Source organism: Marinobacter persicus (assembly GCF_900114155.1).
Classification (GTDB): domain Bacteria; phylum Pseudomonadota; class Gammaproteobacteria; order Pseudomonadales; family Oleiphilaceae; genus Marinobacter; species Marinobacter persicus.
The window spans coordinates 21754-34552 of sequence record NZ_FOSC01000014.1 but is presented as its reverse complement, the minus strand read 5'-3'; the positions used below and the strand labels follow the sequence as shown (position 1 = coordinate 34552).

Sequence of the window (12799 nt, the reverse complement as noted above, 5' to 3'; positions counted from 1 at the left end):
CGTTCACAACAATTCAACAGAGGGTTGCAGGCAAGTGTAGACCGGTTGCCCGGTTTTAGCCGTCCAGGGCTATGCCGAGGTTACTGACACCGCCATTGGCGGCCTGTTCCCGCAGCTCGGCGATGAACTCTTCCCGGGGAACCCGCTGGCGTTTGAGAGCCAGCACCAGGTCCCGCTGGAATATCTTGTCTTCCTTGAGCAGCGGATGATGCTCGAACAGGTTAACCAGCTCGCTCTCTTCCAGCTCCTCCCCTTCGGACAATTCGACAAAATCCATCACGGTTTTGGTGGCCAGGGCAGAGGCATCCGAAGCGCGATGCTTGTCGGGGTTCAGGCGGTTCAACAGCGCCTGTTCCAGCAACTGGCAGAAATCGAAGGCGGGATACACGCCATAGGCGTCGTAGTCCTCCACATTCGGGCACAGGCCTTCGAGTTTGGTCAGCAACTGCGGGATGGCCGCTTCGCTGGTGTCTTTCTGCAGGGATTCCCAGCCCAGGTCGAGCAGCTGGCGCATTTTGCCGCCGGTCTTCAGGCCAACGGCCTCTGCAAACAGCGCGTAGTTGGGGAAGGAGCGCTCGGCAAGCGCCAGCAGGAAGGCGCATTCGCGCCAGCCCTGCAGTTGTGAGACGGCTTTGAGGAACTGGTTGGCGTTCATGTCCGCGGCAGGGTCACGCCGGTCTGGCCCAGGTATTTGCCGCCCCGGTCTTTGTAGCTGGTTTCACACTGCTCGTCCGATTCGAGGAAGAGCATCTGCGCCACACCTTCGTTGGCGTAGATTTTCGCCGGCAGGTTGGTGGTGTTGGAGAACTCCAGGGTCACCTGTCCTTCCCACTCGGGCTCCAGCGGTGTGACGTTGACGATAATGCCACAACGCGCATAGGTGCTTTTGCCCAGGCAGATGGTCAGTACGTTACGCGGGATGCGGAAGTACTCGACGGTGCGCGCCAGGGCGAAGCTGTTCGGCGGGATGATGCAGGTGTCGCCGGTGTAGTTGACGAAGCTGTTTTCGTCGAAGTTCTTGGGGTCGACGGTGGCGCTGTGGACGTTGGTGAAGATTTTGAATTCGTTGCTGCAGCGCACGTCGTAGCCGTAACTGGAGGTGCCGTAGGAGATAACGCGGCCTTTCTCGGATTCGCGCACCTGGCCGGCTTCGAAGGGTTCGATCATGCCCTGTTCGGCGGCCATTCGGCGGATCCATTTATCGGATTTGATGCTCATGGATGAGTTTCTCGTTTCCAGCTGGGAAAATTGGGGCGTAGTTTACCTTTTCCCTGTGGGTCTGTCGAAGTGTTAGGAGAGTACTTTCGGATCAGGGCACCCTTCCCAAAAACCGCTGTCTCGGAGTACTGCAGGGTCAGGGTCCCCCTCCCAAAAACCGCTACAAGCACGGTCCCTGTGCGCTTATTTCGGGCCATCCTTGGCCCTCAAAATTTTTGGGAGGGGGACCCTGACCCTGCGTATTCATTTCCAGCTGGCCTCCACTAGCTCACAGGCCAGACCTTTCCTGAATTACCTGCGTTTCGTTAATGCTCGGTCACCGAAACGCTGGAAATCGTGCCACCCAGATTACGCTCTCTGGTGGACAGCTCCGCTCCTACCCTGCGAGCGATGTCGCGGTAGCGCCGGGCCACTTCGGAGTCTGGTTCGGCAACGACTGTCGGCTGGCCGCTGTCGGTTTGTTCGCGGATGGTCATGTGCAGCGGGAGCTGGCCGAGCAATGTGGTGTCGTAGTCGTCGGCAATTCTCTCGCCACCACCGTGGCCAAACAGCGGCTCTTCGTGGCCGCAGTTGCTGCAGATGTGGACGCTCATGTTTTCCACCACGCCCAGCACGGGAATATCAACTTTACGGAACAGCTCGATGCCTTTTTTGCCGTCCAGCAGGGCGATGTCCTGCGGGGTGGTGACGATGACCGCGCCGGTGACGGGGACTTTCTGGGCCAGGGTGAGCTGGATGTCGCCGGTGCCTGGCGGCATGTCGACGATGAGGTAGTCGAGTTCGTCCCACAGGGTCTGTTCCAGCAGCTGCATCACCGCGCCGCTGACCATGGGGCCGCGCCAGGCCATGGGGGTTTTGTCGGTGGTAACGAAGGCCATGGAGTTGGCTTGCAGGCCGTGAGCCTGCATGGGCACGAAGTATTTGTTTTCGCGCACGTCCGGGCGTTTGCCTTCGGGTACGCCGAGCATCATGCCGACGCTGGGGCCGTAGATGTCGGCATCCAGTATCCCCACCCGGGCGCCCTCGGCACTCAGGGCCAGGGCGAGGTTGACGGCGGTGGTGGATTTGCCCACGCCGCCCTTGCCGGAGGCGACGGCGATGATGTTTTTCACGCCGGCCACGGGGGAGATGTCTTTGTTGATTTTGCAGGCGTGGATTTTCTGGCCCACATGCACGTCGGCGTTTTCCACGCCATCAACCCCTTCCAGTGCGTTGGTGACGATTTGCTTCAGGCCGCCCGCAATGCCTTTGGACGGGTATGGCAATTCAACCATCAGGGTGACCTGGCCGTTGTCGTCGGCGTTCAGGGTTTTCACGGCGTCCAGCTCGAACAAGTCCTTGTTGAGGTAAGGGTCGCGGTATTCTTTGATGGCCGCTTCAAGGGCTGATTGGGCAATCTGTGTCATCGGGGGCTCCGGAATATGCTCATAAGCACGGATGCAGGTGAAAATTGATGGTTTGGAAGGTATCATCTGCGCCTGTTTCTGACCATATGGGGTCTTTACCTGGGCCAATCAATGCCGGTTGTGCCCCGCGCCCCGATTTTTGGCATTCCAACCCTTACTGACAAAAGGTTCGGACATCATCATGACGCAAGCGAGTAACCAACAGCGCGATATTCTGATTACCAGCGCCCTGCCCTATGCCAACGGGCCTATCCACCTGGGGCATCTGCTGGAGTACATTCAGACCGACATCTGGGCGCGCTACCAGAAAATGCGTGGCCACAACTGCTACTACGTTTGCGCCGATGATGCCCATGGTACCGCGATCATGCTGCGCGCCGAGCGCGAAGGTATTACCCCGGAGCAGCTGATCAAGCGCATCAGTGACGAGCACCAGGAAGATTTTGCCGGCTTCCACATCCGGTTCGACAACTATTACTCCACGCACTCGGAAGAGAACCAGTATTTCTCCGAGTACATCTACCGCCAGTTGCAGAACAACGGGCACATTGCCACGCGCAAGATCACCCAGTTTTTCGATCCAGAAAAGGAAATGTTCCTGGCGGACCGGTTCATCAAGGGCACTTGTCCGAAGTGCAAGACCGAGGATCAGTACGGCGATAACTGCGAGGCCTGTGGCGCCACCTACACCCCGGCCGAGCTGATTAGCCCACGGTCGGCGGTTTCCGGAGCCACCCCGGTTGAGAAGGAATCGGAGCACTATTTCTTCAAGCTGCCGGAATTCCATGACTTCCTGAGCGAGTGGACCCGCAGCGGCGCCCTGCAGCCGCAGGTGGCCAACAAGCTGGCGGAATGGCTGGATGCCGGCCTGCAGGAGTGGGACATCAGCCGCGACGCCCCCTACTTCGGCTTTGAGATTCCGGATGCGCCGGGCAAGTACTTCTATGTCTGGCTGGACGCGCCCATCGGCTACCTGGCCAGTTTCAAGAACCTGTGCAACCGCGAAGGCATCAACTTCGAACACTTCTGGAAGGCGGATTCCGACGCCGAGGTGTATCACTTCATCGGCAAGGACATCATCAACTTCCACGCCTTGTTCTGGCCTTCCATGCTGCACGATGCCGGTTTCCGCACGCCCAGTGCAGTCTGGGCCCACGGTTTTGTCACGGTGAACGGCAAGAAGATGTCCAAGTCCCGTGGCACGTTCATCATGGCGCGGACGTACCTGGACCACCTGAACCCGGAATACCTGCGCTACTACTTCGCCGCGAAGCTCACCAGCGGCGTGGATGACATGGACCTGAACCTGGAAGACTTCGCCGCCCGGGTCAACTCCGACCTGATCGGCAAGGTGGTGAACATTGCCAGCCGCAGCGCCGGGTTTATCACCAAGCGCTTTGACGGCAAGCTGGGCACTGTCACCGAGTCGGAAAAACTGCAGGCGTTCATTGATGCGGGGAAAGAAATCGAGGAATTCTACGAAGCCCGCGAATTCGGCCGTGCCATGCGCCGGATCATGGAGCTGGCGGATATCGCCAACCAGTACGTGAACGACGAGCAGCCCTGGGTCATCGCCAAACAGGAGGGCCAGGAAGCGAACCTGCAGGCCATCTGTACCAACGCCATCAACATGTTCCGCCTGCTGATGACGTATCTGGCACCGGTACTGCCGAAAACCGCCGAGGCGTCCGAATTTTTCCTGAACAGTCGTCTGGACTGGAACAACCGCGCCGCCCTGCTGGAAAACCATGGCATCGACAAGTTCAAGCCGCTGATGAGCCGGGTGGACATGGCACAGATCGAGAAAATGCTGGAAGCCTCAAAGGAAGAGCTGCCGGCCGCTCAAGGCGACAGCCAGAAAGAAAACTCGAAACAAGAGGAGCCGGCCGCGGACCTCGAACCACTGGCTGATGAGATTGAATTCCCGGATTTCGCGAAGGTGGATCTTCGGGTGGTCAAAATTGTCAAAGCCGAACATGTGGAAGGCGCCGACAAGCTCCTTCGCCTGACTCTTGACGTGGGGCATGGCGAACGCAACGTCTTTGCTGGTATCAAGTCTGCCTATAAACCCGAGGACCTGGAAGGCCGTATGACGGTGATGGTGGCCAACCTGAAACCACGCAAGATGAAATTCGGCATGTCCGAAGGCATGGTTCTGGCCGCCGGCCCCGGTGGCAAGGACATTTTCATTCTGTCCCCGGATTCCGGGGCAACTCCCGGCATGCGGGTCATGTAAGCACAGGCAGACAGAGACGCTCCGATGACCGAGTATTTGCTGATATTGGTCAGTACCATTCTGGTGAACAACTTTGTGCTGGTGCAGTTCCTCGGGCTGTGCCCGTTCATGGGGGTTTCCGGCAAACTGGAAACCGCCATGGGCATGTCGCTGGCGACCACATTCGTGCTCACCCTGTCATCGGTGTGCAGCTATCTGGCCTACACCTACTTGCTGGAACCCCTGGATCTGGCATTTCTGCGCACCATCACCTTTATCCTGGTGATCGCCGTGGTGGTTCAGTTCACGGAAATGGTGGTGCGCAAGACCAGCCCGCTGCTGTACCGGGTACTGGGCATTTTTCTGCCACTGATCACCACTAACTGCGCCGTACTGGGCGTGGCACTTCTTAACCTCAATAAAAACAACAACTTCGTTGAGTCTGTCCTGTACGGCTTTGGCGCGGCGACCGGCTTCTCGCTGGTGCTGGTGCTGTTTGCCGCCATGCGCGAGCGTATTGCCGTGGCCGATGTGCCGGTTGCCTTCCGGGGCGCGGCCATTGGCATGGTGACCGCCGGGCTGATGGCACTTGCCTTCCTGGGCTTTACCGGCCTGGTTGCGGTCTGACGGAGCGGTTGTTTTATGTGGACAAGCATTATCATCGCCATTCTGGTGCTGCTGGCCCTGGCCGTTGTGTTTGGCGGCCTGCTGGGCTTTGCGGCCGAACGTTTCAAGGTCGAAGGCAACCCGCTGGTGGACCAGATTGACGCCCTGCTGCCACAAACCCAATGCGGCCAGTGTGGCTTTCCCGGTTGCCGGCCCTATGCCGAGGCCATTGCCAACGGCGAAGCCATCAACAAATGCCCGCCGGGCGGCGAGACCACCATCAAGGCCCTCGCGGACCTGCTGGATGTGGAGCCCGAGCCGCTGGATGCCGAGCACGGCGTGGAGCAGGCCAAACGGGTAGCGGTGATTCGCGAAGACGAGTGTATCGGCTGCACCAAGTGCATCCAGGCCTGCCCGGTGGACGCCATTCTCGGGGCGGCCAAACACATGCATACGGTTATTGAGAGCGAATGCACCGGCTGCGACCTGTGCGTTGAACCCTGCCCCGTGGACTGCATAGATATGATCACCGTCGAGCCGGACATTCGTACCTGGACCTGGACACCCCCGAAATCCGGCGTTATCGCCACCGACCGCCAGGGAGCCAGCGCCTGATGACACAACTGTGGGATTTTTCCGGCGGCATTCATCCGCCCGAAAACAAGCACCAGTCCACCAGCCGCCCGATACGCGAGGCCTCGATTCCCGACATCCTGGTGCTGCCATTGCAGCAACATATTGGCGAGCCGGCCGAAGTGGTTGTCAACGTGGGCGACAGGGTGCTCAAGGGCCAGAAGATTGCGGATGTCACCACGGGCATGGGTGTGCCGGTACACGCCTCCACATCCGGCACCATTGAAGCGATTGAACAACGGCCTGTACCACACCCCTCGGGCATGGCGGACTGGTGCGTGGTGTTAAAGCCGGATGGTAAAGACCAATGGTGTGACCTGGAACCGCTGCCGGATTACCAGCAACTGGAGCGGGAACAGATACTGGAAAAAGTCCGTGACGCCGGCATTTCCGGCATGGGCGGGGCTGGTTTCCCGACCGATATCAAATTGCGCCCGCCCCGGGATCGCAAGGTGGACACGCTGATTCTCAACGGCGCCGAATGCGAGCCCTACATCACCGCCGATGATATGACCATGCGGGAGCGGGCCGACGAACTGGTCGCCGGGCTCAAGATCATGGCCTGGATTCTGCGCCCGACCCGCTGTGTTATTGCCATCGAGGACAACAAACCGGAAGCGATCGCCGCCGTGAAAACGGCCGCTGCCGAAGGCACTCACATTGAGGTCATCGCCATTCCCACCAAATACCCGTCTGGCGGAGAAAAACAGCTGATCGAGATTCTGACCGGGATGGAAGTGCCCAGCGGCGGCATTCCCGCCGATATCGGCGTCATGTGCCAGAACATCGGTACGGCGGTGGCGGTTGCCCGCGCGGTCCTCGAGGGCAAACCGCTGATCTCGCGCGTGGTCACGGTAACCGGCGAAGCGGTTCAGGAGCCGGGTACCTTTGATGCACTGATAGGCACGCCGGTGCAGCACCTGTTGCAACTCGCCGGTCTGCAGGCCGGCAAGCTCAACCGGCTGATCCAGGGTGGCCCGATGATGGGCTTCACCCTGACCACCGATGCCGTACCGGTCACCAAAACCTCCAACTGCGTGATTGCCGCCACCGGCAGCGAACTCCCCGCCCCGCCACCGGAACAGCCCTGCATCCGGTGTGGCCAGTGTGCCGAAGTCTGCCCCATGGAATTGCTGCCACAGCAGTTGTTCTGGCACGCCAAGGCCGCGGAGTTCGAAAAGGCCGAGCACCTGAACCTGTTCGATTGCATTGAATGCGGTGCCTGCTCCTACGTGTGCCCAAGCTCTATCCCGCTGGTGCAGTATTATCGCTTCGCCAAGGGTGAAATTCGCCACCAGCAGGCGGAGCAGCTGAAGGCAGACCGTGCCCGGGAGCGCTTCGAGGCCCGCCAGGCCCGGCTTGAGCGAGAACAACAAGAGAAAGAACAACGCCGCAAAGAACGAGCGCGTGCCGCTGCCGAAGCCCAGGAAAAGAAAAAGGCCGAAGCACAAAAAGCCGCGGACAAGGGTGAAGCCGTGGACGAGCGCTCAGCCAAGGCGGCGCTGGTTCAACAGGCACTGGAACGCAAAAAAGCCAAAACGGCTCAGAAGACCGGCCAAAGTGATTCAACCGCCCCCGAGTCTGTGGACAAGCCGGACATTGAGGCACTGGAAAAACAGCTGACCCAGGCGGAAGGAAAACTGGCCACCATGGAAGGCATGCTGGAGGAGGCCCGCGCCCAGCAGGCGGATAACGTGGATAAACTCGAGCGCGCGGTGGCCAAGAACCACGACCGGGTCAAACGGGCGAAAGAAACTCTGGAAAAAGCCCGGGAACAACATTCCAACGAAACCACAACAGGCTAAACGTTCATGGCATTCGTTCAGCAATCATCTCCCCATGCCCACAATGCCCGCCCCACCTCGCGGGTCATGCTCTGGGTGATCATTGCCGCCCTGCCCGGCCTGCTGGCCCAGACCCTGTTTTTCGGCTGGGGCAACCTGATTAACGTGGTCTGGTGTATCGCCCTGGCGCTGGCCTGCGAAGGTGCATTCCTCAGGCTTCGGGGCAAACCGGTGGTGTTCTTCCTGAAAGACAACACCGCCGCCGTTACCGGCCTGCTGCTGGGCCTGTCGCTGCCGCAGTTCGCACCCTGGTGGGTGTCCGGCATTGCCGTGATTTCGGCCATCATTATGGCCAAGCAGCTTTACGGCGGCTTGGGGGCCAATCCGTTCAACCCCGCCATGGTGGGCTATGCGCTGGTGTTGGTATCGTTTCCCGTGGCCATGACCACCAACTGGGCGGAGGCCGCGGGCCTGTTCGGCGGGGCGCCGGGTTTCGGCGAAACCCTCGGCCGCATATTCTCCGCCAGCCAGACCAGCATCGACGGCTGGACCATGGCCACGCCGCTGGATGAATACAAACACAAGGTGGCCAATCACACCGCTGTCGAAATCCTGAACCACCCCACATTCGGTGACTGGGTCGCCCGGGGCTGGGAGTGGGTAAATCTGGCATTCCTGGCGGGTGGTTTGCTGCTGATCGGGTTACGCATTATCACCTGGCACATCCCCGTCGCCATGCTTGCGGGTCTGACCATCATGAGCCTGGCCTTCGGCAACAATCCCGACCAGTACGCGTCCGTACAACTGCAGTTACTGGCCGGTGGCACCATGCTCGGCGCTTTCTTCATTGCCACCGACCCGGTATCCGCCGCCACCAGTCACCAGGGCAAACTTATTTACGGTGCCGGCATCGGCATTCTGATTTACGTTATCCGGGCCTGGGGCAACTATCCGGATGCCGTGGCCTTCAGCGTGCTACTGATGAACTTTGCCGTCCCCTTTATCGACTACTACACGCCGCCACGGACCTACGGCCACCACAAGGCCCGGCGCGGCGTGCCCGGCAGGAACGGAGGCTGACCCATGAGCGCACTGATAACCTCCATCCGCCGCAGCGCCATCGGCCTTGGCCTGTTCGCAGTCATTACCGGTGGCACCATTGCCGTGACCCAATCGATGACCGAGGAGCGCATCGAACAGCAGGCCGCCAAAGCCGAAGCCAGTGCCCTGTTCGAAATCATCCCGGAAACCCGGCACAACAATGATTTGCTGAACGACACTGTTACCCTGCCCGCCAGCAAGCGCCTGGCACAGGAAGGTCCGGTACAGGCCTGGGTGGCCCGGCAGGACGGCGAGCCGATCGGCCTGATACTGCCGGCGGTTGCCCCTGACGGCTATTCCGGAGATATTGATCTTCTGGTCGGCCTCAACCTGAACGGTGAAGTGCTGGGTGTCCGGATAACCAGCCACCGGGAAACTCCCGGACTGGGTGACCGGGTTGAAACCCGCAAATCTGACTGGATTCACAGCTTCGAGGGCAAATCGCTGGGCAACCCCAGGCCACGGCAGTGGAATGTGAAGAAAAACGGTGGCGTCTTTGATCAGTTCACCGGCGCTACCATCACTCCCAGGGCCGTGGTCAAGGCGGTGCAGAAAACGCTGATCTACTTCCGCGAAAACCGTGCTGACATTATCGGGCGGGTACAGGCAGGTCCGACCGGATCAGAGGAGCAATTCTGATGGCAACAAAAACCTCATCCGAAATCATCAAGGACGGTCTCTGGCACAATAACGCGGCACTGGTCCAGGTTCTGGGGCTTTGCCCGTTGCTGGCGGTGACCAGTACCGTTGTAAACGCCATCGGCCTGGGCCTGGCCACATTACTGGTGTTGATTGGCTCCAACCTGTCGGTGTCGCTGATCCGTAACTTTGTCAGCGAATCGGTGCGCCTGCCAGCGTTTGTAATGATCATTGCCTCGTTTGTCACCTGCGCCGAATTGCTTATGCAGGCGTTTACCTATGAGCTGTACCAGATCCTGGGCATTTTCATTCCGTTGATTGTCACCAACTGCGCCATTCTCGGCCGGGCTGACGCTTTTGCCTCGAAAAATCCACCATTACCGGCCATCCTGGACGGCGCCATGATGGGGCTGGGTTTCCTGGCGGTGCTGGTAATCCTCGGCGGTATGCGCGAGTTGATTGGCCAGGGCACCCTGTTTGCAGACATGAACCTGTTGCTGGGTCCGGCTGCGGCAGACTGGTTGATTCGCCCCTTTGAACACTACCCGGACATGCTGTTCATGGTGCTGCCACCGGGCGCCTTTATTGGACTGGGCCTGCTGATCGCGCTGAAAAACGGCATCGACAATCACCTGGCCGAACGCCGAAAGGCGGCGCAGCCAGAACCGGTGAGTACCGGCAGCAAGCGGGTGCGCGTAACCGGCAACATTTCCTGATACCGATAACAGACAATGAACAAACAAAAACGCATCGAGATTTTCAGCCGCCTGCGGGACGCCAACCCCGAGCCAACCACGGAACTGAATTACAATTCGCCCTTCGAACTGCTGATCGCCGTGATCCTGTCGGCCCAGGCTACCGATGTGGGTGTCAACAAGGCCACCGCCAGGCTGTTTCCGGTGGCCAATACGCCCGAGGCCATCCTTGCCCTGGGTGTGGATGGACTGAAGGAATACATCAAGACCATCGGCCTGTTTAACAGCAAGGCGGAGAATGTGATCAAGACCTGCCGCCAGCTGATCGAGAAACATGGTGGCGAGGTGCCCGATAACCGGGAAGATTTGGAGGCATTGCCAGGGGTAGGACGCAAAACCGCCAACGTTGTTCTGAACACGGCGTTCCGCCAGCCGGCCATGGCGGTCGACACGCATATTTTCCGGGTCTCCAACCGCACGGGCATTGCCCCGGGCAAGAACGTACTGGAAGTGGAAAAACGCCTGATGCGGCTGGTGCCAAAGGAGTTTCTGATGGACGCCCATCACTGGCTGATTCTGCACGGCCGCTATACCTGCACCGCGCGCAAGCCCAAGTGTGGCGCCTGCATTATTGAGGATTTGTGCGAGTTCAAGCAAAAGCGGGACTACCAATAAGTCCCGCTTTCAAACCCCGTCTGAACGGTTTTAATCCCGGCCCAGCATTCTGTCCTTCAGACTTTCCTGGGCAGGATCGTCCGACAACCAAATTCCAAAAAGGACTTTCTTGAACGCCAGGTCACCGACCGTCTCTTTCAGCTCGCCGTTTTTCAGCACCCGCACGCCCTCGCCGGGCACATAGGCCAGCTCAAAGCTGTCCCCTTCTTTGATCTCATCACTGAACACGGCCATGAAGCGGTCAATATCGTCTCGATAAGGTGCTGTGTCACCCCCCGTGGAAGCTTCAAAGCCCTCTTCGGTGGCTTCCGTCATGCGTTCACTGGTGATCATGCCGGAGGTGATGTGCAGGGTGATGGCCTGGGGCTGATCGGCTTCAAGTACCGCATTGCCACTGGTCAACACTTCGGGGAGATAAAGTGCACCCACGTACAAGTCCATAAACCACTTCGATCGTGTGCCGGCACCGCTGAGCGCCAGGGACTCTCCAGCCAGTTGATAGCTCTCCTGCACGTCTACACCGCCGACAGTGCGGCCCATCGCTGGTCCCGCCAGACTGCCAAACAAAACAAAGGCGGCCAGGAGCTGGCCGATCAGGCGTTTGTTCATGGAGTCATCCGCTAATACTTGTGTTTATTGTTATTTGCCGGTGCGCGACCGCCTGAATAGCTGACGAACACGCACCGGCAGGGCTTTTATTTGAACAGCAGGCTGCTGGAAAGGCCTTCCTTTTCCATGATCTCCCGCAGGCGGCGGAGAGCTTCCACCTGGATCTGGCGCACCCGTTCCCGGGTCAGGCCGATCTCTTGGCCCACTTCCTCCAGCGTGCACACCGGGTAGCCGCGCAGACCAAACCGGCGGGACAGGACTTCCCGTTGCTTCTCGCTCAACTGGTCGATCCATCTTTCCAGGCAAGAGGACATGTTATTGTCCTGCAGCAGGTCAGCCGGATCCGAGGCGCCTTCGTCCGCCACCGTATCGAGCAGGGATTTCTCGCTGCCAGCGCCAATCGGCGTATCCATGGACGCCACACGCTCGTTCAGACCGAGCATGCGCTTTACATCGGCCACCGGCTTGTCGACCATGCGGGCGATCTCTTCGGCAGTCGGCTCATGGTCCAGCTTCTGAGTCAGCTCACGGGCGGCCCGGAGATACAGATTGAGCTCTTTGACCACATGAATCGGCAAGCGGATGGTGCGGGTCTGGTTCATGATGGCCCGCTCGATGGTCTGTCGGATCCACCAGGTGGCGTAGGTGGAGAAACGGAAGCCACGCTCCGGGTCGAACTTTTCCACGGCGCGGATCAGGCCGAGGTTACCTTCTTCGATCAGGTCCAGGAGTGTGAGCCCGCGATTGACATAGCGGCGGGCAATCTTGACCACCAGGCGCAGGTTACTCTCAATCATGCGCTTGCGACCGGAGTCTTCCCCCTTTCGGGCGAGCCGGGCGAAATACACTTCTTCTTCGGGAGTGAGTAGCGGCGAAAAGCCGATTTCATTGAGGTACAGCTGGGTTGCGTCCAGCTGTTTCTGGCTTGCGTAGTATTTACCCCGGGAAGGAAATTCATCCCGGTGGTCGGCCTGTGCATCCCCGCTAACGGGCTTGATGTCACCTTCCTCGGCCAGTTCCTGATCGTCTGCGTCTTCCACATCCGCAACACGATCGATGATGAGGTCTTCTTGCTCTGCTGACATTGTCTTACCCCGCCTCTGAAAATCCTGTCATTACCGTGGTTGTTATTATTACGGTCGTTGGTTTGGCTATGTTTCAGGACACGTCTGGCCAGCTTTCGCCTTGCCATTATTGTTGTATTTATTTCTGTAATTA

At 59.2% G+C, this 12799-nt stretch carries 13 protein-coding genes; 8 read left to right on the top strand and 5 right to left on the bottom strand.

The window, feature by feature from the left end; all coding sequences use genetic code 11:
• Nucleotides 1–55: 55 nt before the first annotated feature.
• The 3 genes from BMZ63_RS14345 to apbC all read right to left on the bottom strand — a co-directional run bounded on the left by BMZ63_RS14345 (nucleotide 56) and on the right by apbC (nucleotide 2624).
• On the bottom strand, nucleotides 56–655 hold the full coding sequence (locus BMZ63_RS14345; protein WP_091706568.1) for a YjaG family protein: 600 nt from the start codon (nucleotides 653–655) through the stop codon (nucleotides 56–58).
• Nucleotides 652–1218 (bottom strand): dCTP deaminase, encoded by a 567-nt coding sequence (gene dcd, locus BMZ63_RS14340; protein WP_091706567.1) that lies wholly within the window; start codon nucleotides 1216–1218, stop codon nucleotides 652–654. The genes BMZ63_RS14345 and dcd overlap by 4 nt, the downstream gene beginning before the upstream one ends.
• A gap of 305 nt (nucleotides 1219–1523) precedes the next feature.
• Nucleotides 1524–2624 carry an iron-sulfur cluster carrier protein ApbC gene (gene apbC, locus BMZ63_RS14335; protein WP_091706564.1) on the bottom strand — a complete coding sequence of 367 codons (1101 nt, stop codon included), beginning with the start codon at nucleotides 2622–2624 and terminating at the stop codon, nucleotides 1524–1526.
• A gap of 181 nt (nucleotides 2625–2805) precedes the next feature.
• Here apbC and metG point away from each other — a divergent pair, with 181 nt between their 5' ends.
• The 8 genes from metG to nth are packed head-to-tail and all read left to right on the top strand — an operon-like array spanning nucleotide 2806 to nucleotide 10972.
• Nucleotides 2806–4860, top strand: a complete 2055-nt coding sequence (metG, locus tag BMZ63_RS14330; RefSeq protein ID WP_091706563.1) for a methionine--tRNA ligase — start codon at nucleotides 2806–2808, stop codon at nucleotides 4858–4860.
• A gap of 24 nt (nucleotides 4861–4884) precedes the next feature.
• On the top strand, nucleotides 4885–5466 hold the full coding sequence (gene rsxA, locus BMZ63_RS14325; RefSeq protein WP_091706561.1) for an electron transport complex subunit RsxA: 582 nt from the start codon (nucleotides 4885–4887) through the stop codon (nucleotides 5464–5466).
• 15 nt (nucleotides 5467–5481) lie between these two features.
• A complete protein-coding gene (gene rsxB / locus BMZ63_RS14320; protein WP_091706560.1) occupies nucleotides 5482–6060 on the top strand; it encodes an electron transport complex subunit RsxB in 579 nt (192 codons plus the stop codon).
• Complete coding sequence (gene rsxC, locus BMZ63_RS14315) at nucleotides 6060–7883, top strand: electron transport complex subunit RsxC (protein WP_091706558.1); 1824 nt, start codon at nucleotides 6060–6062, stop codon at nucleotides 7881–7883. Before rsxB ends, rsxC begins: the two co-directional genes overlap by 1 nt.
• 6 nt (nucleotides 7884–7889) lie before the next feature.
• Complete coding sequence (rsxD, locus tag BMZ63_RS14310; protein ID WP_091706557.1) at nucleotides 7890–8942, top strand: electron transport complex subunit RsxD; 1053 nt, start codon at nucleotides 7890–7892, stop codon at nucleotides 8940–8942.
• Nucleotides 8943–8945: 3 nt separating this feature from the next.
• Complete coding sequence (gene rsxG / locus BMZ63_RS14305; protein WP_091706555.1) at nucleotides 8946–9602, top strand: electron transport complex subunit RsxG; 657 nt, start codon at nucleotides 8946–8948, stop codon at nucleotides 9600–9602.
• Nucleotides 9602–10318, top strand: coding sequence for an electron transport complex subunit E (locus BMZ63_RS14300; protein ID WP_091706553.1), 717 nt, complete (start codon nucleotides 9602–9604; stop codon nucleotides 10316–10318). Before rsxG ends, BMZ63_RS14300 begins: the two co-directional genes overlap by 1 nt.
• A 15-nt stretch (nucleotides 10319–10333) precedes the next feature.
• The gene (gene nth / locus BMZ63_RS14295) at nucleotides 10334–10972 is read left to right on the top strand and encodes an endonuclease III (protein WP_091706551.1); all 639 of its coding nucleotides are present in this window, start codon (nucleotides 10334–10336) and stop codon (nucleotides 10970–10972) included.
• A 30-nt stretch (nucleotides 10973–11002) separates the two neighbouring features.
• Here nth and BMZ63_RS14290 read toward each other — a convergent pair whose 3' ends face one another.
• Nucleotides 11003–11581, bottom strand: coding sequence for a chalcone isomerase family protein (locus BMZ63_RS14290; protein ID WP_091706550.1), 579 nt, complete (start codon nucleotides 11579–11581; stop codon nucleotides 11003–11005).
• Nucleotides 11582–11667: 86 nt separating this feature from the next.
• On the bottom strand, nucleotides 11668–12666 hold the full coding sequence (rpoS, locus tag BMZ63_RS14285) for an RNA polymerase sigma factor RpoS (RefSeq protein WP_091706548.1): 999 nt from the start codon (nucleotides 12664–12666) through the stop codon (nucleotides 11668–11670).
• Nucleotides 12667–12799: the final 133 nt, after the last annotated feature.